Source organism: Pseudoalteromonas sp. SG41-5 (genome assembly GCF_014164495.1).
In the GTDB taxonomy this organism is placed as follows: Bacteria; Pseudomonadota; Gammaproteobacteria; order Enterobacterales; family Alteromonadaceae; genus Pseudoalteromonas; species Pseudoalteromonas rhizosphaerae.
On the sequence record NZ_JACJFH010000015.1, the window covers coordinates 13,492 to 39,467 of the forward strand.

Here is a 25,976-nt window from a genome sequence, read left to right on the forward strand (position 1 = left end):
AAATGTTGTTAAGTTGGCTGGTTTAAAATCTTGGCCAACCATTTGAGTCCCAATTTAGTGTGCTGATCAATAGTTTTGGCACACCGTTGTCACCTTTATCATAAGCATGGCGAACCATTACATCGGTATTAAGAATATCTTGGCCGCCAGGTCCGGCCCACTGGCTGTTACCAGCATCTAAAATACTGCCACCACCAGAGAGCATATTGTTGCCATTCTTGTCTAAGTAAGGACCACGAATATCCGTTGCACGCCCATATGCGATACGATAGGTGCTATCGGTTCCTGCGCAACATTTACCAACAGATACAAATAGGTAGTAGTATCCTTGGCGATAGATGATCGTTGGTGCTTCAATGCCACCTGAGCGGCTAGCAAGGGAATAGAGCTCACCAAATGGTTTCATCGTTATTGGGTTGATCCGCATTAACTTGATACCTGAATTCCACGAACCGAATGTTAGCCATGGCGCACCATCTTTGGCGACGACTAAATCTGGGTCAATGGCATTGTAGTTATTGCTGTTGGTGGTGTTTATCACTAAACCATCATCACGCCAATTACCGGCAGAGACACTACTTGCTGAGGCTAAACCAATTGCCGAAACACGCGAGCCAAAGGTTGATATTGCATAATAAAGCCAGCTACGCCCATTGTAGCTTTTAAGTTCAGGCGCCCAAACATCAATGCCATCGTGTTCAGGCACATAGTTAGACCACCAATTTAAGCCATTAGGAAAAATCGCTGCCGCATCATTCCATGCTACGCCATCATTTGACCACTTTCCAGCGATGCCAGGCCCAGTTTGAAATATCCACCACGTACCATTTTCGTAACTGATGGTTGGATCGTGAGTGACTAAACTACCGGTTAATGGCCAATGATCCGTTGCGCCATTGGTAGTTGAAGGATCAAAGGGAGCGGATTCTACGTTGGCCAGTTTATTGAGCTGCCAAAGCTGTGCATCACTGCCATTGTATGCCCATTGGCTGATATTAGCCCCGTCATTGCCGTCAAAGTCATACAGATCGAGCGCTTTTTGGCTATTGGCATTGATAAAGCTCACATAGCCGTTGCCTTCGCTATTAATTTGCCAATGCTGCGTTGCACCAGCGCTATAGTCATATTGCACTACGTTTGCGCCATCACTAGTTGACCACTCAAAGACCTCCATTGCTTTACCGCTGTTAAGGTTTATTACAGAGTAGTTATTATTTTCAACCTGAGTAATGAGCCAACGTTGGGTATCGTGATTAGTATTAGCCCATTGGCTAATATTCGCGCCATCCGCAGTTGATGCATTGGCGACTTCGACAAATTTGGCGCTATATTTTGATTTTATGGTATAGACACCATTATCGATAGCGAATGCATTTTTAAAAAATGGGCTGGCGGCTAAACTAAGCCAGCAAAGTAATTGTGTGGAAAATTTCATTTTATCTCCAAAGTACTGTGTGTGTATGATCCGATAGCTCAAGCAAATTTAGCATTCGATGAGCAGCTCAACGATTAACCTTTAAAAGGTTAATTATAATACTTTATTATATTATTACTTTTGTAAAGATAAATGGTGATTTAAGTTAAATAAAAGTTGGGTTTGGGTGGGCGTGGGAGCATGTTTTGCTCCCCATTGTTGTTAGTTAATAAACTGGCTTGGAATTTCCCAGCTTTGAACTAGCAATTCACCTTGCCACGTTTGGAGTGTGATCCATGCCTTATCTTTGCTGGTTATTAATTTTGGTGCAATAGCGTGCACATGTTGACCATGACGCGTGCCATGTAAAATACCTTCATCGGCTTTTGATAACTGACTAAGTGGTAAAGGAGTGGGGCCAATATTCATGTAACCTTGGCGTACATCTGCTATTTTTCCTTTATTAAACATTACCATAAAATCTTTAACGTATTCACCATGGTGGCTATAGGGGGGCGCCATATTAAGTGGCATGGGTGCAAGGGTAAACTCTCCCATTGTTTGCTCGCCCCATGAGTCAGGAAATATGAGAATCATTGATTGATATAAAAACCAAAATGGTAAAATTAAAATACTAGCATGTAGTAGATACTTATAGCGTTGCCACCAAGTACTTTTAAGTCGCGCCATTATTGTGCCTCCTGAATATAGTCAGTCGTTAGCAGCTGCGCCTTTGTTGTCTTAGCTAACTTACTACGCCACATCATAAAGCCTGTAATAGACATACCGCTTAAGATCACGCCAAAAATAAACCAAACTAGCTTGGTCCAGATCCCGCCAATTGTGCCGTAATGCAAAGGGTCTGCAATATGAGAAATAGTTTGTAGAGCGTTCATTGATCCGGGACTTTTAGTCTGTGCTAATTCGCCTGTCCAAGGATTTATCGTCGTTGAGAACGCATAGTCATCATAGAAAATAGTGTTGTTCGAGCCGCTGATACTGTACATGCCTCGGCTATGTTCTGGGAACATGATGTAATGAGGTTCAAAGTCAGTAAACTGCTGCTTAGTGAGCTGTAGAGCCTGACTTAGACTGATGGCCGGTACCGTTTTAGAGGTGGGCAAATCAGCTATGCTTACCAGCGGCGGATGCTCTTCAATATCAATTTCGTTATGCCACATAATTGCTTGAGTTAAATACCAAAACCCCGTTAAGCTCATAATGAGTAAAAACCACATAGACCAGACGCCAGCTAAGCTATGTAAATCTTTTAGTAAGGTTTTTTTACCTTGATTGAAGCGCAATTTAGGCTGAGTAAAAGCACGCCAGAAATTTTTATAAATAATCAGCCCGGTGGCTAATGCGCCAAACATGACTATTGCCATTGCAGATACAAGATAATAACCGACGCTATAACCAGCTTGCCATGGAAACAACAGCCAACCATGTAACGCGCGCATAAAACCAATAAAGGTGATGCCTTGATTAACTGCTTGTATTTGCCCTGTGTATTGATTTACGTAGGCAATTGCTTGGGGTTTATTGTGATCTGTAAATATAATAGCGTTTACTAAATACGGTTCATACACCAATACTGATGTGATATCAGCAGTTGGATGTTGTTGTTCTACTGCTGCTATTAATTCATCGATTGGTTTTGCAGGCAAATTGTTAGGATTACTTGCTCGAGCAGCAGGGTTGGTTAACCAGGTAAGCTCATGACTCACTACAGAGAGAGTGCCTGTAATACAAATAAAACAGAATAAAACCCATACAGGCAATGAGAACCAGCCATGTAATTGAAACCAAAATCGCTTGCTTACTTTAGCCATAGTGAAACCTATTGTTAATGATATTTGTTATCATTCATATTGCATTTCAATAATTGTACTATTAAACTGCCTGCAATTTCAATTTGTCCTAAGGAATATTAATGCAGTTAAGTGGAATAAATACACCGTTAAGTATTTTATCTTTGACTCTTCTTTCACTGTTAAATCCTTCTAATGCTGTTGCCGAACAGCAAGCTGTGAGTGAAGGTCACGATTTAGAAGTTATTACGGTAAAAAGCCAACGAGGTTTGATTTCATACATGAGTGCGTCTGGTGCAAAATCAGACGTGCCAATTATTGAAACTCCGTTGTCTGTTTCAGTTTTAACGCAAGAGCGAATTGAAGACCTAGGCGCACTAACTATTCAAGATGCAATTGGTTATGTGTCTGGTTTATATAACGGTCCATACGGTGTTGATACCCGTGGCGATTGGTCGGTTATTCGTGGTGTGTCGCCCGTACAATACTTAGATGGCTTAAAATCGTTGTATGGTAGTTATAATAATGTTCGTACTAACCCTTATGGATTGTCGCAAATTGAAATACTCAAAGGGCCGAGCTCAGTACTTTATGGACAGGGGTCAATTGGCGGGATTGTTAACTTAGTCAGTAAAAAACCAGAAGCTGAAACATCAGGACAGCTTTGGGGGCAAGTTGGTAATTACTCGCGCAAACAAGTTGCGGGAGATATTACCGGTGCATTAAATGATGATGCTTCATTACAAGGGCGAGTAATTGGTTTATGGCGAGAGAGTGATACCCAAACCGATTATGTGCCAGATAACAGTATTGTGTTTTCTCCATCATTAACCTGGTATGCCACTGATGATACAAAAATAACGCTATTAACTAATTGGCAAAAGAATGAATCAGGCACGAGTACCTCGTTCTTACCTCACTCAGGCACTATTTTAGAAAACGAAAACGGCAAAATTCCATCAAACCGTTTTGTTTCTGAGCCGGGTTTTGATCGTTATGATACTGAGCAAGCGTCAATCACTGCGATTTTAGAGCAAAATATTAATGCTGATTGGCAGTTTAAACTTGCTGCGCGTTACACCGATAGTCATGCTGATTATCATACGATTTATGGTTGGCCACCTAAATTTTTAGAAGATGGGCGCAGCGTCAAGCGAGTGTCTTATCTTAGCTCCGCTGATTCGCGGGCTATTGCCAGTGATGCCCAGTTTCATGGCAATATAATAACCGGTAATATTGAGCACACAATAGTGATGGGGCTCGATTATCAAAATGCTTATACCGATAACGACTCTGTTTCTGGACTTGCTGGCACGCTCGATTTATTTAGTCCTGTATACGGTAAAGTAGATAATTTACCAACAGCGGGTGATTTGATTGACGCTCCCCCATCAAAGACTTATCAAACTGGCCTATATATTCAAGACAGCATGAAAATAGCCCAGCAGTGGATTGTATCAGCAGCACTACGCCGTGATAAAGCAACAACAAATCCTGAAAACGGCAAAAGTGAGTCACAGTATGCGACCACCGGTCGTTTAGGCTTGATGTATTTATTTGACTCAGGGGTTTCACCGTATGCAAGTTATAGTGAATCATTTGAACCATTGCTAGGCTATGATGCCTTTGGTAATGCGTTTGTACCAAAAACAGGTGAGCAAGTTGAAGCCGGTATCAAATATCAACCTGCCGGAACAGAGCATCTACTTACGGCCGCCGTATATCATATTGTAGAGCAAAATCGCACTACCCCATTTAATGCAGAGCAAGCCACAGATAGCAAAGTAATTTCTCCAAACGGCCAAGTGGAACAGGGCGAGGTGACGGTAAAAGGACTTGAACTTGAAGCACAATTAGCTTGGCAAAGTGTCGATGTGTATGCGTCATACGCATACAGCGATGGTTACGTCAGTCAGAGCAATAAACAACGTGAAGATGGTGCAACACTTGCAGCGTTACCAAAGCAGCAAGCATCAATTTGGACGACATGGCGACCAGAAACTATGCATGGTTTTAAAATGGGCTTAGGTGCGCGCTATGTGGGAGAGACATCTGACGGTAGTGTCTATGGTGAGCGAGATGGCTTAGTAGTTGATCCAATTAAAACTACCGATTACACACTCTTTGACGCTATGATTGGCTATGATTTTGGGCAATACAGTTTCAGTTTGCAAGCACAAAACATTACTGATAAGACCGTGATCACCTCATGTTTAGCGCGTGGAGATTGCTTCTATGGTCAACGCAGAACAGTAACAGCGAATGTACGTTATAAGTTTTAATGAAGTTAAGATTTAGTATAAATAAAGGGAGCAATTAGCTCCCTTTATTTGCAGTATTGCTAGCCTAGCTATCAATACTTTGTTGGTTAATTGTGACAATTCGTTGTGGGAATGGAATTTCAATATCCGCACCTTGAATCGCACTATATACGCCACCGTTTACGGCCAGCTTGGTTTCTATTATTTTCGTCGTCGGCACCCAGTAGCGGTAACTAATTGTTACTCCACTTTCAGCAAACCGTTCAATGCCAACTTGTGATAGCGGTTCACTTGCGACTAACTCATGGTCTTTCAATACGTCTTCTATAAGCTCTATAGCATGCTCAGCAGTGGCGTTATAGGCAATATCAATTTCACCTTTGACCAATGAATAATTAAATGAGTTATGTAGTATTTCGCCAACGATATGTTTGTTAGGAATAGTAATTTCGACTTTTTCTTCGTTGATCAAAATGGTGTAGCCTAACTCAATGGTTTTTACTTGACCGCTGACATTTTTAACTTCAATCGTGTCACCAACAATAAAGGGGCGGGTGGCAATAATAGCCAAGCCTGCGCCATAATTTGATAACATCCCTTGCAATGCTAAACCAGCGCCAAGAGAAGCGGCACCAATTGCAGCAACAAAAGGTGTGACACTTATGCCAATTTTACCTAGCGCAATAATAATGAACATAACGATAAACAATACTTTCACTACATTACTGACAAAATTAGTGAGAGTAATATCAATATTGTTACGCGCCATTAAAGCGGCAATCATCTTAGATATTTTTTGTGCCACCCACAAACCAAAAATCAAGATCAACAATGCGCCAACTAATTGCATGCTGTACTTAACGAGGTACTCAGTGATCATGGTGTAGTATTTTTCAACTTGTTGGATTTCTGTACTGATCATCTATTATCCATAAATAAAGTGGTTAAACTATTTCATCATAGCAGAGCTTGACTCAAAAAAGGATAAAGTAATGGTACGATTAAAGCGGTAAGTAATGCGCTCAATGCCATTGCCACTGAAGCAAATGCACCAATACGCGGATGCTCAACAAGTGCGGCGGCGGTGCCTATTGCATGAAATGCAGTACCAATCGCAACGCCTTGTGCCTGATGGTTATAAATGCCCACCTGACGAAGAATAAGTAGCGCGAACAAAGCACCTAATAAGCCGATAAAAATCACCATCGCAGCTGCCAGCGAAGCGATGCCTCCGAGTGAATCAGTGACTAGCAGAGTAATGGGAGTAGTGACCGATAAAGCGGCAACAGATGCTGCTAATTGTGTAGGCACATTAAATGCAGCACTGAGTAAGGTTGCAACCACAGTGGCATTGATTATGCCCAGACTACAGCAGCCAACAATCAGCAAGAGATTTCTTCGTATATGCACAAATTGTTGATATAGCGGTAATGCAAGCGCAACAATGGCAGGCTCCAGTAAATAGCTTAATAGCTGGCTATGGCTAGCAAATTGCGAATAAGGCAGTGAAAAACTCACTAGTAATATGGCTATAAGCGTAATAGTGATAAAAACGGGATTAGTCAGCGCTTTTAATAAAGGATTGTTAATGGTTGTATTGAGCTTCCTTAACCCTAAAAACAGCGTGATAATTACAGGAATACTTAACCACCATAGATCAATCATGTTCAATCCTGCCTTTAAATACACTGATCACTGCTGCGATAAGCAGTAAGCTGGTCAATGGCACTAAAATGAAAACTGCACTGAGAAATTGCCATTGCAGGGCGATGATTTCAAGGTGTTCGATAAAACCAACCCCAGCAGGGATGAAAAAAAGCGGCATGACATTTAATAATGGCTTAGCACAGGGAGTTAAGTGATGCTCTTTAACTACGTTTGTTAAAAGTAACGTAAGTAGCATTAGCATCGCTAATAGGGGGGCTGGAAAGCTACCTTGCAGCCAGTGCATGATTATTTTTGCTATCGCCAAGCAACCCAAAATCAAACAGCTGCTGAGTAAATAAGGAAAGATTTTTTTAAGCACTGGGGTTTGGTGATCCATTGATTATTTACTCACTACAGGTCGTATTATACTTCAGCATATTTGCTTGTTGAAAACTATGCGACTTATTGCTTAGCGTTGATATTAAGTGAATTTGTTACCAACGTTTACTATTTTGATACTCGATGTTGTCGGCGCCTTTGGCTTTTGCAATGGCCTTTTTTGTATTGCTGTTAATAAGCAGACGAATTTGGCTAATGGTTTCTTTTGCTAAAATTTGTCTTCTTGGAGTGTTAAAACTTTGTTGGGTAACGCGTTTGATTGCCGCTAAAGTATCCGGTGAGCGAGCTAATAAGGTATTGATCATTGCTAAACAGCGTTGCTTTGGATCCGCATTTACTTCGGTTATTAACCCTAATTGCAGCGCTTTATCAGCACTAATAGGATCTGCATGACTGGCAAGCCACATGGCATCGTCACGTTTTAGTAAGCTAGGTAGTACAACATTTGCACCCATATCAGGACATAGTCCCCAGCGCGCTTCCATAATGGCTAATTTAGCATCTGGGTGCACAATCCGATAATCAGCCCCAAGAGCTATTTGCAGGCCACCACCAAAGCAATTACCTTGGACAACTGCGAATACCGGCACACTTAGTGATTGCCAACCCAGCACAACTTGCTGCGCTAAATTACAGTTACCCGGTAACCATTTAAATAGCAACTTGGCAATATTTATGGGACTTTTCATAACGGCAGCAACATCCAGTCCAGCACAAAAATGCTCACCATCACCTTGAATAACGACAGCGCGGATAGTCGGGTCTTTTTTAATTTTTTTAATGATACTTGTCAGCTGTTTGAACATGACAAAATTCAACGCATTTTGTTTATCTTTTCGGGATAATGTAACGAAGGCGATAGCCTGCTGTGTTTCAAAATTAATCATGTCAACTCCTCTGACCTGTTTCAGTTTAGCTTACGAGCTAATTGAATTGATGTAAAGCGTGGCTTTCTTGTTTGAAAAGCAAGCTATTTTATAGCCTGTTATTGTGAACCTCAGATACAAATGATTACAAAGTGGTCTATATTTTTAATCGGGTGGCTTGTTATATGATCGACCCATAATAGCCTCTGAACGTAACTTGGCGTTTAAACACAATTTAAAATAAACATATAAAGGTAGTGCGCGCAGCTACTAAGGAGATAAACCATGCTAAAAAGGTTCACGCCTAGCATTTTAGGAACTTACATGTCATTAGCGATCAAAGGGGTTGTTGGTACAACATTAATCGCTTTTTTAGCTGGTTGCTCAGATGATAATGCTACCAAACAAGTCGCTCCGCCTCCTGCGGTTTCAGTATTTAATGTTGTTACCCAAGAGGTGGGGAATTATCGAGAGTTTGTTGCTCGCACGGAAGCTCATCAGGAAGTGAAAATTCGCGCTCGTGTTGAGGGTGAATTAATAGAACGTCATTTTGATGAAGGCTCATTTGTTGAAAAAGGACAGCTACTACTGAGAATCGATCCAAGTGAATATCAATCTTCTGTTGCTGAAATTGAAGCGGACTTAAAAAGTAAGCTTGCTGGCGAAGATGGCGCATCTCGCGATTTAAAACGCGGTAAAGAAGTTGCTGCACAAGGGTTTATCTCACAATCTGATTTGGATAAATTAACCACTAAGTATGAGCAAGCTGCTGCGGCTGTTATCTCAGCAAGGGCAAGCCTTGAAAAAGCAAAATTAAATTTAAGTTACACCGAAATTAAAGCGCCGTTTGCAGGGCGTATTGGTAAGGTTAATTACGATGTAGGCAATATTGTTAGTCCTTCCTCAAATGAACTAGCGGAATTGACCGATGTGGATCCAATTTATGTCAATTTTCAAGTAGAAGAAGGTGATTACATTAGTTATCGTCAAAAACATCAAGACAGTGCTAATAACCCTCAAAATGTACCAATCGATTTATCCCTGCGTTTGCCAAATAACTCGGACTTGGGGGCTAAAGGGCAGTTAGATTTTGCCGATACGAAAATTGATCGCAGTACTGGCACTGTTGAATTAAGAGCGACATTTGCCAATCCACAAAACATTATAATGCCAGGCTTGTTTGTCACCTTAATTGTTGAAAGTAAAGATAAGAAATTACAAGCACTTATTCCTCAAGCAGCAGTACAAGAAAATCAACAAGGTAAATTTGTACTCGTGGTGGGTGAAGATAACAAAGTTGCTACGCGCATTGTGCAACTAGGACGGCGCATTAATGCGATGTGGGTCGTTCAATCGGGCCTTGAAGAAGGTGAGCAAGTGATTGTTGAAGGTTTACAAAAAGTACGTCAAGGGGTCGAAGTTAAACCAGTTGAAAAAAAGGTCGATCACACCACTGGTACAATTTCTAGTCAATCAGACGCTGCAAACTAAAGGAAACGCACATGATAAGTAAAACGTTTATCGCGCGGCCTAAATTTGCCCTCGTTATTTCGATAGTGATTACGCTAGCGGGTTTGATTTCCATGGGTTTGCTGCCAGTTAATATGTATCCCGAGATTACTCCACCGCAAATACAGATCACCGCAGTTTACCCTGGCGCCAGTGCGCAAATAGTGGAAGAGTCTGTGGTCAGACCCATTGAAGAGCAAGTTAATGGTGTAAAAGATATGATGTATATCGAGTCCAGCTCCAGCAATAACGGCACTGCTACGATAACTGCATACTTTAAGGTGGGCACGGATACTGATATTGCTCAAGTCAATGTACAAAACCGTGTCGCGTTAGCTGAGCCGGGGTTACCCAGCGAAGTAACACGCCAAGGTGTATCGGTTAAGAAAAAATCCAGTTCAATGTTATTGGGTATTAACTTGTATTCTAGCCAAGCAAACATTGATGCTATTTTTTTAAGTAACTATGCAACAAATTACTTAACGGAACCGCTGGGACGAATTAAAGGCGTGGCATCGGCTGAGGTTATGGGTGAGAAAACCTATTCAATGCGATTGTGGTTACGTCCAGATAAAATGGCGGCGTTAGGGCTGACAGTAGGCGAAGTTAGAGCAGCATTACAAGAGCAGAATACCATAGTGGCAGCTGGTAAATTAGGTGCTGCACCGAGTTTACCAAGTCAGCAGTTTGAATATTCAATTCAAGCTAAAGGGCGTTTAAAAACTCCAGAAGAGTTTGGCCAAACAATTATTCGTGCTAATCAAGATGGTAACTTTGTACGTTTAACTGATATTGCCCGCATCGAACTTGGCTCAGCTGATTACAGTATTAACGCTAAGTTAAATCAGCAAGATACCGCTTTTATAGTTATTTACCAATTAACCGATGCCAATGCAACGCAAGTGGCAAGTGATGTTAAAGCCACCATGGCAGAGCTTGCTAAGCAATTACCAGATGGTGTTGAATACTCAATACCATACGATACGACAGAGTTTATCAATCGCTCAATCGAAGAAGTGGTTATCACATTATTTCAAGCCGTTGGCCTAGTTGTTTTAGTGGTGTTTTTGTTTTTACAAAACTGGCGCGCGACACTTATTCCAACTATTGCCATTCCAGTATCGTTGGTGGGGACGTTTGCTTTTATGATGGCTATGGGTTACTCAATTAACTTAATCACCTTATTTGGTTTAGTGCTAGCGATCGGTATTGTGGTAGATGATGCAATTATTGTAATTGAGAATGTTGAGCGGATCCTCAAAGAAGAAAAGCTGCCGATCAAAGAGGCTGTCACTAAAGCGATGGAGCAAGTAACCGGGCCTATTATTGCGACCACTTTGGTGTTATTAGCCGTATTTGTGCCTGTAGGCTTTATGCCTGGTATTACCGGGGAGCTTTATAAGCAGTTCTCTGTAACGATTTCGTTTGCGGTATTAATTTCATCGGTTAACGCATTAACCCTAAGTCCAGCTTTATGTGCGCTATTGTTAACAGAAAAGTCAATGAAACCGATAAAATGGCTGGCGCCAGTTGAGCAAGGCATTATTAAATCAACTTCCATCTATTCTAAAATCATCCACTTTATTTTAAAACGCTCGGCACGAGTGGGTATTTTTGCCTTAGTTATTTTTGTGGCGGCAGGCTGGCTGGCTAAAAGCGTTCCAACAGGATTTGTGCCAGCCGAAGATCAAGGTTTTGTGTTTGTAGATGTGCAATTACCAGATGCGGCGGCTTCTGGTCGCACTGCTGATGTGATGCATAAAATAGGTGACATTATTAAACAAGAACCTGCAGCAACTGATTTTATTGCGGTATCCGGTTTTTCTTTGATTGGCGGGGCGGGCTCAAATAATGCTTTAGGTATTGTTATTTTAAAAGACTGGGAAGAACGCACTAGTGCTGAACTAGGCTTAAAGTCAGTGATTGGTCGTTTGATGGGGAAAATGTGGGCCATGCCAGATGCGCAGATAATGGTATTTAACCCGCCGCCAATTCCTGGTTTAGGTAATAGCGCTGGTTTTGAGTTTCGCCTACAAGACAGTGAAGGTCGGGATCCGACTGAATTGGCGCAAGTACTTAATGGTCTGGTATATGAAGCGAACCAACATCCAAGCTTGAGTAATGTGTACAGTACTTTTAGAGCAAATGTACCGCAGTACTTTTTAGAGATAGATCGCAATAAAGCAAAGGCTCAAGGGGTTGCATTAAGTGACATATTCTTAACGCTGCAAGCCCAGCTCGGCTCATTATATATTAACGATTTCAATCAGTTTAGTCGTACTTATAAAGTAATCATGCAAGCTGAGAGTGAGTTCCGTAAAAATCCTTCCGACTTACAGCATTATTTTGTGCGTAATAATGAAGGCGACATGGTGCCATTAACGACACTTGCTAAACTTGAACCAATTCTTGGGCCAACAACCCTTAAGCACTTTAATTTATATCGTAGTGCGAGTATCAGTGGTCAAGCAGCTGCGGGGTTCTCAAGTGGTGATGCAATAGCTGCCATGGAAGAGCTAGCTAAGCAGTTACCTAATGGCTATGTATTTGAATGGGCAGGGCAATCTAAACAAGAAATTGAAGCTGGCAATATGGCACCGTTGCTATTTGCTTTGGCCGTTATCTTTGTTTACTTGTTCTTGGTTGCACAATATGAAAGTTGGACGATCCCTTTTTCAGTTATAGCCGCAATTCCCCTGGCGATGTTTGGCGCAATGTTAGCGTTATACGTACTGGGTATGGAAAATAATATTTATGCACAAGTGGGGTTAGTACTGCTTATAGGTATGTCGACCAAAACTGCAATCTTGATTGTAGAGTTTGCGATGGAAGAACGGCTTGCCGGCAAGAGTATTTTTGATGCGGCTCTTAGTGCAGCCAAAATGAGGTTTCGTGCGGTATTAATGACGGCTCTTTCATTTGTATTAGGTGTATTACCGTTAGTATTTGCAACTGGCGCGGGTGCTGGAAGCCGCGTATCGCTTGGTGTCACTGTGCTAGCCGGCATGTTAGCCGCGACTATATTGGGTACTTTGCTGGTGCCATTATTTTATAGTTTGGTGCAGTCAATGCGCGAAAAAGTAAAGGGCACAGCGACAACGCAAACGTAAAATAAGCCCTGTATAAAAAAAGTCAGGGAAACCTGGCTTTTTTTTGTCAAAAATTTGCTGAGGTTTGATACTATATCTGGCATTAGCATCATGAAAGGTTTATGGCAATGACAGGACCCCGTTTATACAGTGAAGAAGAAGTAACGCATCAAGCTTACGATATCTTTTTAGAGTTAGCCCCAGATAACCTTAGTGAGCAAGATGTTGATGATTTTAACCAGCATCGTGAAGAGCTTGGCTTTATTGAAGAAGGTGAGCCTGATGACCAATGGCAAGATTTTGTCGCATTAGAAATAGAGCCAGAATTATTTATTCAGGTGTTAGTGGGACTTGAATTCGATAATCAAGATATTTTATTTGCTAAAATTTTGATTAGCCGTGATAAAGACGCGCCGTTTTGTCATATATTATGGAAAGATAGCGAATAATCTCGATGCAGTATCTTAGTGAAAACAGCCTTGTTTTAAATATCAACACAGTGAGCGAACAGTGATTAGGTTACTGCTGTTGTTGGGCTGTCTGCTTAGCTTTAGAGTCTGGGCGGTTGATCCTTTTGAAGACTTTCATGAGTATGGTCAACTCTCAGATGAAGAGATCCATAAAATCCATCAAGGCGAACTATTATACGGCGATACTGAATTTGGATTTATTGTTAGTCGCGGTAATACTAATTCGACCAGTTTTAAGTTCAAAGGTAACTTATATCAAGATCTTGAGAATTGGCGTAATCAATTCAAAATAGATAGTTTATATAAACGTGATCGTAACGACACCACTGGCAATGATGAAGTCTCGGCAAACCGTATATTTTTCTCTGCGCAGGGCAACTATAAAGTTGGGGTAAAAAATGCCTCATTCTTTATGTATGGTGATTATGAAGAAGATGAATTCAGTGGTCTTGAGTTTAAAAGCACACTTGCGGCAGGTTATGGTAATCGTTTATATCAAGGGGTAAAAAACCAAGTTGATTTTGATATAGGGCCTGGTTTATACCGCTCGGTAGCACAAGATGATGCTGAGCTTGAAGATGAGCAAGACAAAACCAAAACCGGTTATTTATTACGTTTAGCACTGCAGTGGGAGCGTACGGTCTCGACTCGAACACGTTTCAATCAAGATTTAAGTATTGAACAGTCATTGTCAGGATTGAACTCACGATTAAAGTCAGAAACATCACTGATCAGCCAACTAATGGGCGCTGTATCATTAAAGTTTACTTATTTATATCGTTATAATTCTAAGCCGGAAGACGATAAGTTAAAGTTTGATTCAGAACTAAGTGCGACATTAGTTTATAGTTTTTAATATTTTAGAGAGTGTTATGTATCAGCATAAGCAATTTGCACTGTTCATTTTTGTTATTCTAAGTTGGATTGCCAGCTTTGTTGGTTTAGCTTGGTATTTAATTGGTGCCGATATGCCGTTAATGGTATTTGCAGCGATTTTAGTGCTGGTGGGGTTTTTGTTCCATGGTTTAACCATTAAAGTTGATGACAGCCAAATTAGCTGGGGGTTTGGTCCTGGTGTGTTTGGTGATAAGTTACAGTTAGTGGATATTATTGAAGCTAAAGCGGTAGAAAACTCTTTTCGTCATGGTATTGGCTTACGTATTACCCATGATGGTTGGGTATACACAGTGTCAGGATTTAGCGCGGTACAGCTAACTTTAAAAGATGGCAGCCAATATCGCTTGGGAACTAACGACCAAGATGGTTTACTGGCAGCGTTGGCGGGTAAGATAAGTGAGCCAATAGCAGAGCCTACACCCGTTTGATTAAATTATAGATATAAAAAAAGCGCAGTAGCGCTTTTTTTATTGTCGGTTTAGTCCACTAAGTCGATATTAGTGGTCGTGACCACAGCCACCATCACCATGGACATGGCCATGCTCTAGCTCGTCTGCTGTTGCATCACGCACTTCAAGTATTTCTACATCAAAGTTTAAAGTGATGCCAGCGAGTGGATTATTACCATCAACAATTACATCGTCTTCTTGAATATCAATGATCATTACAGATTGATCGCCGTCATCTGTTGAGGCACGAAATTGCATACCAACTTCAATTTCCATGCCTTCAAACATCGACTTAGGTACTGCTTGCATCAGATCATCATGGCGTTCGCCATAACCTTGCTCTGGTGGCACAGTAACGCTGAGTGTGTCGCCCGCTTTTTTACCTTGCAGGGCATCTTCTAGGCCTTGAATTAAGTAACCGGTACCAACGATAAAGATCAGTGGCTCACCATCAAATGAGTTATCGATAGAGTTTTTGTCATTATCCATGACTGAATAATGCATTTTTACCACTTTATTTGTTGCAACGATCATAGTCACTCCTATTTATTCGTCTTCGAGAGAGTAGGGTAGAGGAAGGATTGATAGCTCTACCGTTGGGGCATGTTTTGCACGCAGTAACTGACTAGTTTCACTGTCGTTTGGCAACACAACAAGGCCAAATAAGGTTTTACTTTGTTGATTGTAGGCTTGGCTTATTAATTTGCCAGCACGACGCCAGTTTTCACCCATTTGGGTTTCAAGCTCTGGTTCAGCTAATTCTCCATCGCTGTGCCCTGATACGATATACATAGCGCGTTTATTTTTACCAAGGTATTTCATGCGGGCAACGGTTTCTTGGCCTGTGTAACAGCCTTTACGAAAGCTTACTCCACCGATAGCTTGCAGGTTAACCATTTGTGGTACGTATTCACCGAGTGCCGCTTCATTGAGCTCAGGCTCACCCGCTAAAATACTATGTTGGTGCCACAGCGCGTCGTTTTCAAGGGCGATAACCTCATCAGGCAGTGAAAATTCGTCATTAACCATCAGTAAAATGCGGTTTTTTGCTAATTTTAGTGCTTTACCATGACTAAAATCGCAAGCGCTATCTTGCTCATTAAAATGAATGTTCAACGCATTTAAGGTTGCAGCTAGATCATCACCGATTAAACCAATTAACTTGCTGGTAGCAGCGTGTATTTCAACTTTTGAAAACACCGCATACTTTTTTAATTCAGTTAAAGATTGAGCGGTTTCAACCGCTGATGCTGCTAAATAGTAACTATCTTGATAAGCAAAGAGCTTGGCTACACTCCATAATTTACCTTTGGCATTACAGTGCCCAGCCCATAAGAAGTTGGTTTGGTTGAGCTTATTAATATCTTGGGTAATTTGGCCATGAAGGTAGGCGAGTTTATCAACACCGCTAATGCGGATCAGCTGATGTGATAAAGGGCATGCGTGTACTGTTGACATAAAAACCTGCGTTACAAGAAATGTAGGCGCGTATAATACCGTAGTTAGCGCTGCTGGTATAGATGCATAAATAGCTGTTTATTCAGGTGCAATTTGTTAAACTGCTAAGCAACTTAGTACGAGGTAAAAAATGACTGAAATTCACAATAAAGCGCGTATCCGCTGGGCTTGTCGCCGCGGCATGTTAGAACTAGATGTGTTATTTATGCCATTTGTAGATGAGGCATTTGATTCGTTATCTGTACAGCAGCAAGCTGTTCTTCAACGTTTGCTTGAAGCGGATGATCCCGATCTATTTGCGTGGTTTATGGGCCATCAAGAATGTAAAGATCCTGAGCTTAAACAGATGGTACAACTGATTTTAGACCGAGTTCGTGTATAGGTTTAGGGTTACTAATAATGTTCCAGACCACAGACCTTTTGTGGTCTACTTTAGCTTGTTCGCAGTGTGTTATAGCTTATTTTTAACTAGCGTATTAGCGCAATTTATTTGTGTCGCCAGTAGTACTATTTTTGGCTATGTAAGTTGGCACTGGTATAAAAAATCCCATCCTCAGCAAGGCGTTTTTATATTAGATTCTACGCAATGTCGTTTTGAAAATAATACGCTAAAAATAAATGGCCATATCAGCAACAAAAGCCGTGTTTATCAAAGCAGTGTTTGGTTATATATTAATGGCTTTGCAAGCTCCCACTGGCTGATTATTAATGCCAGCGGGGTTGATGAACTGAGTTTTGTGCGCTTGAAACGTCTTACTTTGGCTGCTCGTCATGAGCAAGCGGAGTTAAAATAGTGGGCGTTGGATTATCATTTAACTGCGGGTAGTCAATGGTATAATGCAAGCCTCTGCTTTCTTTTCGCTCCATTGCACTGCGAATTATAAGCTCTGCTACTTGCACTAAATTACGCAGTTCAAGCAAGTTATTCGAAACGCGGAAGTTTGCATAATAATCACGAATTTCTTGCTGTAGTAATTCAACTCGGTGTAACGCACGTTCTAGGCGTTTAGTTGAACGCACAATGCCAACATAGTCCCACATAAATAGTCTTAGTTCATGCCAATTATGGGTGATCACCACTTCTTCATCTGAGTTAGTTACGCGGCTTTCATCCCACATCGGCAGCACTTTTAATGCTGGACTATGTTGTATTTTTGCTAAAATATCTTTTGCTGCGGCGTGAGCAAATACAATGCACTCTAGTAATGAATTACTGGCCATGCGATTAGCGCCATGTAGCCCCGTATAAGCGACTTCGCCTACCGCATATAAGTTATCTAGATCGGTCTTGCCGTTAAAGTCAGTCATGACTCCACCACAGGTATAATGTGCCGCAGGAACCACTGGAATTGGATCTTTAGTGATATCGAGCCCGACACTTAAGCATTTTGCATAAATGGTCGGGAAATGCTCAATAATAAAGTCTTTATCTTTATGGCTAATATCTAAATACACACAGTTAGCACCTAAGCGCTTCATCTCAAAATCGATAGCGCGGGCAACAATATCGCGTGGTGCGAGCTCTTCACGCTCGTCAAAGTCTTTCATGAATCGTGTGCCGTCAGGGCGCTTTAAATAAGCACCTTCACCGCGCATCGCTTCGGTGATCAGAAAGTTTTGTAGCTCTGGGTGATATAAACTGGTCGGGTGGAATTGGTTAAATTCCATATTGGCTACTCTACAACCTGCCCGCCAAGCCATGGCGATACCATCACCACTGGATACATCAGGGTTGGATGTGTAAAGGTATACTTTACTGGCACCACCGGTTGCTAAGGCTACAAACTTAGCTGAAATTGTTTCGACTTTCTTTGCCGCTCGGTTCCACATATATACGCCATGAATATGTTTACCGTTTTGGCCTAGTTTTTTATCACCAATTAAATCTATCGCGTTGTATTGTTCTAATAAGGTAATTTCTGGGTGCGCTTGTACTTGGCTTATTAGCGTTGTTTGCACTGCTCGGCCGGTGGCATCTGCAGCGTGTAAAATTCGGCGATGGCTATGGCCGCCTTCACGGGTTAAATGAAAGCGCTCTTTGCCTTTGCTATCAAACTCCATATCAAAAGGCACGCCTTGCTCGATTAGCCATTGCAAGCAGTCATGGGCATTACTTGCGGTGTATTGCACGGCGGTTTTGTCACATAAACCACCACCGGCATCTAAGGTATCTTGTACGTGAGATTCAATGCTGTCATTCTTTTTATCAAACACGGCAGCAATGCCGCCTTGTGCATAAAGTGTGGAACCTTCCGTCAATTCACCTTTGCTGATCACGGTAACTTTACAGTGATTAGCTAAAGATAATGCTAATGAGAGGCCAGCTGCGCCGCTGCCAATAATAGCGACATCCGTGATATGGTGTTTATTTTGGTTCATGTCCGTGGTCTTTGCGGTTACAATGCCCAGATACTAATGTATAAACAGTAATGAGCAAATAATAATATTATGATAGGCGTATATGTATCATATTTGGCGCGACACTATTAGTGATTTTCAACTTTCGCCAATATATTTATATGCTATTTTATAAAAAAATAATATTAAACAGAACTTTTCATTCATGCAGCAGTCAGAGTATTTGTAAACAATGGCAGGATATGAATGACAAGCAATAATCAGACAGAGGAGTACCGGCTCGAATGAGCGAGCAGGATTTGGATTTAGCGCTAGTAAAAAGGGTCCAGCAGGGCGATAAAAATGCCTTCAATCTTTTAGTAAAGAAGTATCAGAACAAAATAGCCGGTTTGATTTCACGTTATGTATCAAATCAAGGCGATATTGCTGATGTTGCTCAAGAAGCTTTTATTAAAGCATACCGCGCACTTCCAAACTTTAGAGGGGACAGTGCCTTTTATACTTGGTTATACCGTATCGCCGTTAATTGTGCTAAAAATTACTTAGTGGCTCAGGGCCGCAAACCGCCAGCAAATGATATAGATGCTGACGATGCAGAGTTTTATGATGGTGCTGATGCAATGCGTTCAAACGCATCCCCTGAGAACTTGTTATTAAGCGAAGAAGTTCGCGCAGTGATTTTTAACACCATTGATAGTTTGCCTGAAGATCTTAAAACCGCGATCACTCTACGAGAAATCGAAGGGATGAGCTATGAAGAAATAGCCGTGGTGATGGATTGCCCAGTCGGGACGGTGCGTTCGCGTATTTTCCGTGCCCGTGAAGCAATAGATAACAAATTAAACCCATTAATAGGCGAGTCTTAATATGACAAAAGCACACGTTAACAAGTTGGATAATCAGCATTTATCCGCATTACTTGACGGCGAACAATCATTAACTGATGAGGTTATTGCCCAGCAAGATGCGGCAACCTTAGGACGTTATGCGCTAATAGGTGACGTAATGCGTGCTGAGTCAGAAGATGCGTTCGTCTTTGATATAAGCGATAGTGTTGCGCAAGCGCTGGAAAGTGAGCCAGTTTATGCTGATTTCACACAACCAGCGGCACAGCCAACACCATTGGCTGCAACGGGCACCGATAATGTAGTGGCATTTAACTGGCGCAAACCAGTTGCACAACTTGCAATTGCAGCAAGTGTCGCCATGTTTGCAATTGTTGGTGTACAAACATTGCCACAAGGTGAAAACTCACCTAGCAATGAAATTCCGATGTTACAAACAACACCAGTAACAGGAATGGCATCACCAGTTAGCTATTCGTCAGAACCCGCTTTACAAAATGCAGAGCAAGGTTTGCGTGAGTTACAGCAACAGCGTATTGGCGCGTTAGTATTAGAACATCAACGCCAAGCACGAGTTGCATATTCATTAGAAAAAGCTCACACTGAGGCGCAAGCCGAAGAGGAAAAAAACTAATTAAATGAAAGTAATTACTTTTATTTTGTCGTTGGTATTAATGGCTCCAGCCTTTGCTGACGACGAAAACCCCGCAAAAGAGCTACTGCTCAAAATGGCTGACGCCGTTCATAATCGTAACTTTGACGCATCATTTGTGGTCGTTAAAGGAAAGTCAATGGAACCATATCGTTGGTTGCATGCAAAACAAGGTAATACAGAACTCGAACATTTGAGCTTACTCAATGGCGCAGGCCTTGAGATGGTTCGTATCGATGACCAAGTTACTTATTTTGAGCCACAGTCTGAGCCTTATTCAATAGATACTGATTCTATAGCAGGCCCAATCCCAGAAGTGTTATTCAAAGATGTTGAGCGCTTAAGTCAGCATTACGATTTTGTACTCGGTGGTAAAGGCCGTATTGCAGGGCGTGCTGCGCAGCTTGTGCGCATCGAATCAAAAGACGAGTATAAGTTTAATTATTGGCTGTGGCTTGATGCAGAGTCATCACTATTACTAAAATCTGCTTATGTTAATCATGCCGGTGAGATGTTAGAACAACTACAGTTAACCCATATTAGTGTAACCGAAGAGCCCGCTGCGTTATTACTTGAAATGCTTAATCGTAAATTTCCAACGCCACTACCGGCAGCGGCAATTACCAAAAATGAAGCAAATACAGGAAGTAATAATTGGCAAATAGGTTGGTTACCGGAGGGGTTTAGTTTACTAAAATCAGACCGTCATAAGCTTGATTTGAACAATGAACTGACGGATTATTATTTATACTCAGATGGTTTTGTCGAAATTTCAGTGTTCGTACAAAGACCATTACCAGGTCGCAGACCAAGCGGTGCATTGTCATCCGGTGCCACGACAGTATATGTGCATAATAGCGGTAGTTTTGATGTGTCAGTGGTGGGGAATATTCCAGCAATGACTGCAAAAGCAATTGCTGAATCGGTTGCAAGACCCTTGTAATATAAGCTGATAATGATAGAACAAACTCTTACAGTGGTGTCGATTCAAGGCGCCACTGCGCATTTAGAAGCCCAGCAAAAGCAAGCCTGTGAAGGGTGTAATGGCCGTTGTGGTTCACAAATTTTTAGTAAGCTATTTGGCACTGCTAAAAAAACCTTCCCCTATCGATTTGAAATCCCTGTTGTGGTTGGGCAAAAAGTAACCCTAGCACTGGATGATAGCCACATGGTAAAGCATGCTTTTGCAGTGTATATGTTGCCTTTGGTGTTAAGTCTGGTATTTGCGTTAGTGGCTGCTGAGGTTTTTTCTGTGCCTGAATGGTTGCAAATCATTGCCGCTATAGCTGGTGGTTTTACTGGCTTTGGCATCGCTAAAAGCCGAGTGAAAAGCCTAAAGCATGATGTTAAAGTAATAAAAATTCACCCTATTAGCCTTCCTTTAACTCAAATAGATGGTGATTGAAGCCAATTAAATGTAAAATTACGGCTTTATACACTCAGTCCATTAAAATAGAAGTTTAGAATCCAGTTTATGAAGCATATCCGTAATTTTTCGATCATCGCCCATATTGACCACGGTAAATCGACCCTTTCAGATCGTTTGATCCAAGTTTGTGGTGGTTTAACAGACCGCGAAATGCAAAAGCAAGTATTGGATTCAATGGATATTGAGCGCGAGCGTGGTATCACCATTAAAGCGCAAAGTGTAACTCTAAATTATAAAGCCAACGATGGTGATACTTACCAACTTAACTTTATCGACACCCCTGGACACGTTGACTTTACTTATGAAGTATCGCGTTCACTAGCAGCGTGTGAAGGTGCATTATTAGTTGTTGATGCCGGTCAAGGTGTTGAAGCGCAAACTCTAGCGAATTGTTACACCGCCATCGAAATGAATTTAGAAGTAATTCCGGTATTAAATAAAATCGATTTACCACAAGCTGATCCACTTCGTGTAGCCGAAGAAATTGAAGATATTATTGGTATCGATGCCCTAGATGCCGTGCAATGTAGCGCTAAAACAGGTGTGGGTATTGCCGAAGTTCTTGAAATGATTGTTAAGGACGTACCGCCACCAGAGGGTGATAAAGACAAGCCGCTACAGGCGCTTATCATCGACTCATGGTTTGACCCGTATCAAGGTGTAGTATCGCTGGTGCGTATTAAGCACGGTGAATTAAGAACGGGCGACAAGATAAAAATTATGTCGAACGAGCATATACACACTGCAGATCAGGTTGGTGTTTTTACACCAAAGCAAACCAACACCGGTATTTTAAGAACTGGTGAAGTAGGTTTTGTTATTGCGGGTATTAAAGAAATACATGGTGCGCCAGTAGGTGACACTATTACCCATCAAAAAAATGCAGCACCTGAGCGCTTACCGGGCTTTCAAAAAATTAAACCACAAGTTTATGCCGGTATGTTTCCAATTGCCTCGGATGAGTATGAATCATTCCGTGATGCGCTTAATAAACTAAGCTTAAATGATGCGTCGTTATTCTTCGAACCAGAAAATTCAACAGCACTTGGCTTTGGCTTTCGCTGTGGCTTCTTGGGCATGTTGCACATGGAAATCATTCAAGAGCGTTTAGAGCGTGAATACGATATTGACTTAATTACCACCGCACCAACGGTAATTTACGAAGTTGTAACTAAGGAAGGTACGATTCAGATTGATAACCCATCTGATTTACCTGCTGTAAATGATATTTTAGAAATTCGTGAGCCCGTTGTTGAAGCTAATATTCTTGTACCACAAGAGTATTTAGGCAGTGTTATTACGCTTTGTATTGAAAAGCGTGGTATGCAAACCAAGATGAACTATCACGGTAAACAAGTCGCAGTTACTTATGAACTGCCAATGGCTGAAGTGGTGATGGACTTTTTCGATAAGTTAAAGTCAACCAGTCGTGGCTTTGCCTCGCTTGATTATAACTTTAAGCACTTTCAAACATCAGACATGGTACGTGTTGATATTTTGATCAATGGTGAGCGTGTTGATGCACTTGCGATTATTGTTCACAGAGACAGTGCGCAATCGCGTGGTCGTCAACTAGCTGATGCATTGAAAGAGCTTATTCCTCGTCAAATGTTTGATATTGCGATTCAAGCGGCAATAGGTGCACACGTTATTGCCCGTACCACTGTTAAACAGTTACGTAAAAACGTAATCGCGAAGTGTTATGGTGGCGACGTGAGTCGTAAGAAAAAGCTACTTCAAAAGCAAAAAGATGGTAAAAAACGTATGAAGCAACTAGGTAATGTTGAAGTGCCTCAAGAAGCATTTTTAGCTATTCTTAAAGTTGGTAAGTAAGTTTTTTAACCAAATTACGTAAGATAAAGGATTTAATGCATGGCAGGTTATTTTTCAATATTTTTAGTGTTGTTAACTTTAGGCTCAGGCTTAATTTGGTTAATTGACCATTTTATGTTTGCACCAAAAAGGCAGCAACGCTTAGCTCTTGCGCAAAGTTCTGCTGGCGGCGAGCTAGATGAAGAAACTGCAGCACTAATTGCGCCAGAACCGACGATTACTGAAACGGCAAAATCAATTTTTCCGATGATTGCGGCTATTACGATTTTTAGGTCGTTTATATTCGAGCCGTTTCAAATACCATCAGGTTCAATGATGCCGACACTATTAGTTGGCGATTTTATCTTAGTACAGAAATATTCGTATGGCGTGAAAGACCCTGTTTGGCGTACTCAATTAGTTGATGTGGCAGAGCCAGAACGTGGTGATATTGTGGTATTTAAATACCCATTAGATGAAAGTATCGATTATATTAAACGTGCGATTGGTTTACCGGGTGATAAAATCGTTTACCGTGATAAGCGTTTATACATTCAGCCAAATTGCGAACAAGGACAAACACAACAAGGTGACTTATTGTGTAATGAATTTAATAAAATTGACATGGAGATCATTAATCGCGATGAATTTAAGCAAGGCTCTATGGATTTAGTTCGGTTAGATGAAAATTTGACTACGCTAAAACATAATATTTTAATTAACCCTGAAGCGCTGGAAATGAAAGGGCGTTACTATCAACAACCGGGTACACGTTCTGATGAATGGGTAGTGCCGGCTGATCATTATTTTATGATGGGTGATAACCGCGATAACAGCCAAGATAGTCGCGTATGGGGCTTTGTGCCAAAAGAAAACTTGGTGGGTAAAGCTGTCTTTATATGGATGAGTTTTGAATTTGAGAATGGCCCAGATGACATTTTACCAGGCTGGGTTCCAACTGGTGTTCGTTTTGAACGCCTAGGTAATATTCAGTAACAATGAAAAAAAATGTAACAGAGTTATATAGCAAAATAGGGTATACCTTTATTGATCAAGTATTGCTTGAGCAGGCGATGACCCATCGCAGCCATAAAGGACAACACAATGAACGCTTAGAGTTTTTGGGCGATTCCATTTTAAGCTTTGTCATTGCCAATGCTTTATATAGTAAGTTCCCCAAAGCGCGTGAAGGCGATCTTAGCCGCATGCGTTCAACGCTTGTGCGTGGACAAACCTTAGCTGAATTTGGTTTAGAGTTTGGCCTAGGTGATTACTTACGCTTAGGGCCGGGTGAGCTTAAAAGTGGTGGTTTTAGACGTGAATCAACTTTAGCTGATGCGGTTGAAGCAATTATTGGTGCGGTATTTTTAGATGCTGGCATTGATGTTTGTGGAGACTTGATTTTAGCGTGGTATGAATCTCGCCTTGATGCCATTTCGCCAGGTTTAAACCAAAAAGATCCTAAAACATTGCTACAAGAATACTTACAAGCCCGCAAATTACCTTTGCCAGGCTATACTGTAGTTGATACTAAAGGTCAGGCACACAATCAAACGTTCACGGTTGAATGTATTGTTGAAGGTATGGATAGCATCATCTCAGTTGGCAGTTCTCGTCGTAAAGCTGAACAAAAAGCCGCTGAAAAAGCGTTGAAGATACTTAAAAATGAATCTTGATACATTGATCCAACCGCACACGCGTGATTTAGATACTTTTTGTGGCATGGTCGCTATTGTTGGCCGCCCAAACGTTGGTAAATCTACCTTGCTTAATGAAATTATTGAGCAAAAAGTAAGTATTACCTCGCGTAAACCGCAAACCACACGCCACCGTATTATGGGTATTCATACTGTAGGTAAGCACCAAGCCGTGTATGTTGATACACCAGGCCTGCATGTTGAAGAAAAGCGTGCCATTAACCGTTTAATGAACCGTGCTGCTTCAAGTTCATTAGGTGATGTTGAGCTAGTTATTTTTGTTGTTGAAGGTACTCATTGGAATGCTGACGATGAAATGGTGCTTAACAAAGTAAAGCAAAATGGCAAACCGGTATTACTTGTGATGAACAAAATTGATCAAGTAAAAGACCGTGACCTTGTGCTACCGCATATGAAGTGGTTAGGCGAAAAGTTTGATTTTGTTGGCATTATGCCAGTATCTGCGACTCAAGGTAAAAATATCAACCTGATCAAAGATGAAGTAACTAAGCGTTTACCACCGTGTGAATTTTACTTCCCTGAAGATTACGTAACAGATCGTTCTATGCGCTTTATGGCAGCCGAAGTGATCCGTGAAAAGTTGATGCGCTTTATGGGTGAGGAGCTTCCTTACTCAGTTACCGTTGAAATTGAGCAATTTAAATGGCAAGAAAATGGCATTTGGCATATCAATGGCTTGATTTTAGTTGAGCGTGAAACGCAAAAACGTATGGTTATTGGTAATAAAGGCGAAAAGCTTAAAGTGATTGGCCGCGAAGCCCGTAAAGATCTCGAAGAAATGCTTGATAATAAAGTGTTTTTAGAACTTTGGGTGAAGGTTAAATCAGGTTGGGCTGACGACGAGAGAGCACTTCGCAGTTTAGGCTATGGTGAAGATTAATAGCCTAAGCGA

The 25,976-nt window shown here is 41.4% G+C and carries 26 protein-coding genes; 16 read left to right on the top strand and 10 right to left on the bottom strand.

The annotated features are described in order from the left end of the window. Window positions 1-22: 22 nt before the first annotated feature. The 3 genes from H5232_RS06160 to H5232_RS06170 all read right to left on the bottom strand — a co-directional run bounded on the left by H5232_RS06160 (window position 23) and on the right by H5232_RS06170 (window position 3,246). Complete coding sequence (locus H5232_RS06160) at window positions 23-1,435, bottom strand: family 43 glycosylhydrolase (protein ID WP_182830656.1); 1,413 nt, start codon at window positions 1,433-1,435, stop codon at window positions 23-25. Window positions 1,436-1,636: 201 nt separating this feature from the next. Further along, on the bottom strand, window positions 1,637-2,104 hold the full coding sequence (locus H5232_RS06165) for a hypothetical protein (protein ID WP_149980916.1): 468 nt from the start codon (window positions 2,102-2,104) through the stop codon (window positions 1,637-1,639). After that, window positions 2,104-3,246, bottom strand: coding sequence for a PepSY domain-containing protein (locus H5232_RS06170; protein WP_182731867.1), 1,143 nt, complete (start codon window positions 3,244-3,246; stop codon window positions 2,104-2,106). Before H5232_RS06170 ends, H5232_RS06165 begins: the two co-directional genes overlap by 1 nt. A gap of 101 nt (window positions 3,247-3,347) precedes the next feature. Here H5232_RS06170 and H5232_RS06175 point away from each other — a divergent pair, with 101 nt between their 5' ends. Continuing rightward, window positions 3,348-5,507, top strand: coding sequence for a TonB-dependent siderophore receptor (locus tag H5232_RS06175; RefSeq protein WP_182830657.1), 2,160 nt, complete (start codon window positions 3,348-3,350; stop codon window positions 5,505-5,507). Between the two features lie 64 nt (window positions 5,508-5,571). On the opposite strand, the gene H5232_RS06180 is transcribed toward H5232_RS06175, so the two are convergent. The 4 genes from H5232_RS06180 to H5232_RS06195 form a co-directional block, all read right to left on the bottom strand. Then, entirely contained in the window at window positions 5,572-6,408 is an 837-nt protein-coding gene (locus tag H5232_RS06180; RefSeq protein ID WP_182797427.1) for a mechanosensitive ion channel family protein, read from the bottom strand. A 35-nt stretch (window positions 6,409-6,443) separates the two neighbouring features. Next, window positions 6,444-7,151 (bottom strand): LrgB family protein, encoded by a 708-nt coding sequence (locus tag H5232_RS06185; protein ID WP_149980912.1) that lies wholly within the window; start codon window positions 7,149-7,151, stop codon window positions 6,444-6,446. Then, window positions 7,144-7,530, bottom strand: coding sequence for a CidA/LrgA family protein (locus H5232_RS06190; protein WP_182830658.1), 387 nt, complete (start codon window positions 7,528-7,530; stop codon window positions 7,144-7,146). Before H5232_RS06190 ends, H5232_RS06185 begins: the two co-directional genes overlap by 8 nt. Window positions 7,531-7,627: 97 nt before the next feature. Further along, window positions 7,628-8,419 carry a crotonase/enoyl-CoA hydratase family protein gene (locus H5232_RS06195; protein ID WP_182716997.1) on the bottom strand — a complete coding sequence of 264 codons (792 nt, stop codon included), beginning with the start codon at window positions 8,417-8,419 and terminating at the stop codon, window positions 7,628-7,630. Between the two features lie 303 nt (window positions 8,420-8,722). Here H5232_RS06195 and H5232_RS06200 point away from each other — a divergent pair, with 303 nt between their 5' ends. The 5 genes from H5232_RS06200 to H5232_RS06220 all read left to right on the top strand — a co-directional run bounded on the left by H5232_RS06200 (window position 8,723) and on the right by H5232_RS06220 (window position 14,791). Continuing rightward, entirely contained in the window at window positions 8,723-9,889 is a 1,167-nt protein-coding gene (locus H5232_RS06200) for an efflux RND transporter periplasmic adaptor subunit (protein WP_182716998.1), read from the top strand. Between the two features lie 11 nt (window positions 9,890-9,900). Beyond that, entirely contained in the window at window positions 9,901-13,017 is a 3,117-nt protein-coding gene (locus tag H5232_RS06205; protein ID WP_182767520.1) for an efflux RND transporter permease subunit, read from the top strand. Between the two features lie 107 nt (window positions 13,018-13,124). After that, a complete protein-coding gene (locus tag H5232_RS06210) occupies window positions 13,125-13,445 on the top strand; it encodes an HI1450 family dsDNA-mimic protein (protein ID WP_145237630.1) in 321 nt (106 codons plus the stop codon). A gap of 61 nt (window positions 13,446-13,506) precedes the next feature. Then, window positions 13,507-14,322, top strand: coding sequence for a DUF481 domain-containing protein (locus H5232_RS06215; RefSeq protein WP_149980906.1), 816 nt, complete (start codon window positions 13,507-13,509; stop codon window positions 14,320-14,322). 16 nt (window positions 14,323-14,338) lie between these two features. Further along, window positions 14,339-14,791, top strand: coding sequence for a hypothetical protein (locus tag H5232_RS06220; protein ID WP_182717000.1), 453 nt, complete (start codon window positions 14,339-14,341; stop codon window positions 14,789-14,791). Between the two features lie 69 nt (window positions 14,792-14,860). On the opposite strand, the gene H5232_RS06225 is transcribed toward H5232_RS06220, so the two are convergent. Continuing rightward, window positions 14,861-15,346 carry a peptidylprolyl isomerase gene (locus tag H5232_RS06225; protein WP_182717001.1) on the bottom strand — a complete coding sequence of 162 codons (486 nt, stop codon included), beginning with the start codon at window positions 15,344-15,346 and terminating at the stop codon, window positions 14,861-14,863. A 12-nt stretch (window positions 15,347-15,358) separates the two neighbouring features. Beyond that, window positions 15,359-16,270 (bottom strand): tRNA-modifying protein YgfZ, encoded by a 912-nt coding sequence (gene ygfZ, locus H5232_RS06230; protein ID WP_182717002.1) that lies wholly within the window; start codon window positions 16,268-16,270, stop codon window positions 15,359-15,361. Between the two features lie 130 nt (window positions 16,271-16,400). Here ygfZ and H5232_RS06235 point away from each other — a divergent pair, with 130 nt between their 5' ends. Both H5232_RS06235 and H5232_RS06240 read left to right on the top strand, forming a co-directional pair. Continuing rightward, window positions 16,401-16,652, top strand: coding sequence for a succinate dehydrogenase assembly factor 2 (locus H5232_RS06235; protein ID WP_054205400.1), 252 nt, complete (start codon window positions 16,401-16,403; stop codon window positions 16,650-16,652). A 40-nt stretch (window positions 16,653-16,692) separates the two neighbouring features. After that, the gene (locus H5232_RS06240) at window positions 16,693-17,064 is read left to right on the top strand and encodes a hypothetical protein (protein ID WP_310736225.1); all 372 of its coding nucleotides are present in this window, start codon (window positions 16,693-16,695) and stop codon (window positions 17,062-17,064) included. Here the strand turns inward: H5232_RS06240 and nadB are convergent. Beyond that, window positions 17,024-18,649, bottom strand: coding sequence for an L-aspartate oxidase (nadB, locus tag H5232_RS06245; RefSeq protein ID WP_182717003.1), 1,626 nt, complete (start codon window positions 18,647-18,649; stop codon window positions 17,024-17,026). The two genes, H5232_RS06240 and nadB, sit on opposite strands and share 41 nt — an antisense overlap. 263 nt (window positions 18,650-18,912) lie before the next feature. Here nadB and rpoE point away from each other — a divergent pair, with 263 nt between their 5' ends. The 8 genes from rpoE (at window position 18,913) to era (ending at window position 25,964) form a co-directional block, all read left to right on the top strand. Next, on the top strand, window positions 18,913-19,494 hold the full coding sequence (rpoE, locus tag H5232_RS06250) for an RNA polymerase sigma factor RpoE (RefSeq protein WP_064666393.1): 582 nt from the start codon (window positions 18,913-18,915) through the stop codon (window positions 19,492-19,494). A 1-nt stretch (window position 19,495) separates the two neighbouring features. Continuing rightward, window positions 19,496-20,107: a sigma-E factor negative regulatory protein gene (locus tag H5232_RS06255; protein ID WP_149980901.1), complete on the top strand. Its 612-nt coding sequence runs from the start codon at window positions 19,496-19,498 to the stop codon at window positions 20,105-20,107. Window positions 20,108-20,111: 4 nt separating this feature from the next. Then, complete coding sequence (locus H5232_RS06260; RefSeq protein WP_149980900.1) at window positions 20,112-21,068, top strand: MucB/RseB C-terminal domain-containing protein; 957 nt, start codon at window positions 20,112-20,114, stop codon at window positions 21,066-21,068. Window positions 21,069-21,080: 12 nt separating this feature from the next. Next, window positions 21,081-21,530 carry a SoxR reducing system RseC family protein gene (locus H5232_RS06265; RefSeq protein WP_149980899.1) on the top strand — a complete coding sequence of 150 codons (450 nt, stop codon included), beginning with the start codon at window positions 21,081-21,083 and terminating at the stop codon, window positions 21,528-21,530. A 69-nt stretch (window positions 21,531-21,599) separates the two neighbouring features. Continuing rightward, window positions 21,600-23,387, top strand: coding sequence for a translation elongation factor 4 (gene lepA / locus H5232_RS06270; RefSeq protein WP_182830659.1), 1,788 nt, complete (start codon window positions 21,600-21,602; stop codon window positions 23,385-23,387). A 39-nt stretch (window positions 23,388-23,426) separates the two neighbouring features. Then, window positions 23,427-24,362: a signal peptidase I gene (gene lepB, locus H5232_RS06275; protein ID WP_149980897.1), complete on the top strand. Its 936-nt coding sequence runs from the start codon at window positions 23,427-23,429 to the stop codon at window positions 24,360-24,362. 2 nt (window positions 24,363-24,364) lie between these two features. After that, window positions 24,365-25,042, top strand: a complete 678-nt coding sequence (rnc, locus tag H5232_RS06280; protein WP_145237595.1) for a ribonuclease III — start codon at window positions 24,365-24,367, stop codon at window positions 25,040-25,042. Beyond that, a complete protein-coding gene (era, locus tag H5232_RS06285; RefSeq protein ID WP_145237593.1) occupies window positions 25,032-25,964 on the top strand; it encodes a GTPase Era in 933 nt (310 codons plus the stop codon). Before rnc ends, era begins: the two co-directional genes overlap by 11 nt. Window positions 25,965-25,976 lie beyond the last annotated feature (12 nt).

Coding starts and splice junctions, on each gene's coding strand:
- H5232_RS06225 (WP_182717001.1), bottom strand. CDS start 15,346: ATGATCGTTGCAACAAATAAAGTGGTAAAAATGCATTATTCAGTCATG.
- era (WP_145237593.1), top strand. CDS start 25,032: ATGAATCTTGATACATTGATCCAACCGCACACGCGTGATTTAGATACT.
- lepB (WP_149980897.1), top strand. CDS start 23,427: ATGGCAGGTTATTTTTCAATATTTTTAGTGTTGTTAACTTTAGGCTCA.
- H5232_RS06235 (WP_054205400.1), top strand. CDS start 16,401: ATGACTGAAATTCACAATAAAGCGCGTATCCGCTGGGCTTGTCGCCGC.
- ygfZ (WP_182717002.1), bottom strand. CDS start 16,270: ATGTCAACAGTACACGCATGCCCTTTATCACATCAGCTGATCCGCATT.
- rpoE (WP_064666393.1), top strand. CDS start 18,913: ATGAGCGAGCAGGATTTGGATTTAGCGCTAGTAAAAAGGGTCCAGCAG.
- H5232_RS06170 (WP_182731867.1), bottom strand. CDS start 3,246: ATGGCTAAAGTAAGCAAGCGATTTTGGTTTCAATTACATGGCTGGTTC.
- H5232_RS06185 (WP_149980912.1), bottom strand. CDS start 7,151: ATGATTGATCTATGGTGGTTAAGTATTCCTGTAATTATCACGCTGTTT.
- H5232_RS06220 (WP_182717000.1), top strand. CDS start 14,339: ATGTATCAGCATAAGCAATTTGCACTGTTCATTTTTGTTATTCTAAGT.
- H5232_RS06165 (WP_149980916.1), bottom strand. CDS start 2,104: ATGGCGCGACTTAAAAGTACTTGGTGGCAACGCTATAAGTATCTACTA.
- nadB (WP_182717003.1), bottom strand. CDS start 18,649: ATGAACCAAAATAAACACCATATCACGGATGTCGCTATTATTGGCAGC.
- H5232_RS06255 (WP_149980901.1), top strand. CDS start 19,496: ATGACAAAAGCACACGTTAACAAGTTGGATAATCAGCATTTATCCGCA.
- H5232_RS06205 (WP_182767520.1), top strand. CDS start 9,901: ATGATAAGTAAAACGTTTATCGCGCGGCCTAAATTTGCCCTCGTTATT.
- H5232_RS06260 (WP_149980900.1), top strand. CDS start 20,112: ATGAAAGTAATTACTTTTATTTTGTCGTTGGTATTAATGGCTCCAGCC.
- H5232_RS06190 (WP_182830658.1), bottom strand. CDS start 7,530: ATGGATCACCAAACCCCAGTGCTTAAAAAAATCTTTCCTTATTTACTC.
- H5232_RS06195 (WP_182716997.1), bottom strand. CDS start 8,419: ATGATTAATTTTGAAACACAGCAGGCTATCGCCTTCGTTACATTATCC.
- H5232_RS06175 (WP_182830657.1), top strand. CDS start 3,348: ATGCAGTTAAGTGGAATAAATACACCGTTAAGTATTTTATCTTTGACT.
- rnc (WP_145237595.1), top strand. CDS start 24,365: ATGAAAAAAAATGTAACAGAGTTATATAGCAAAATAGGGTATACCTTT.
- H5232_RS06160 (WP_182830656.1), bottom strand. CDS start 1,435: ATGAAATTTTCCACACAATTACTTTGCTGGCTTAGTTTAGCCGCCAGC.
- H5232_RS06200 (WP_182716998.1), top strand. CDS start 8,723: ATGTCATTAGCGATCAAAGGGGTTGTTGGTACAACATTAATCGCTTTT.
- H5232_RS06210 (WP_145237630.1), top strand. CDS start 13,125: ATGACAGGACCCCGTTTATACAGTGAAGAAGAAGTAACGCATCAAGCT.
- H5232_RS06265 (WP_149980899.1), top strand. CDS start 21,081: ATGATAGAACAAACTCTTACAGTGGTGTCGATTCAAGGCGCCACTGCG.
- H5232_RS06180 (WP_182797427.1), bottom strand. CDS start 6,408: ATGATCAGTACAGAAATCCAACAAGTTGAAAAATACTACACCATGATC.
- lepA (WP_182830659.1), top strand. CDS start 21,600: ATGAAGCATATCCGTAATTTTTCGATCATCGCCCATATTGACCACGGT.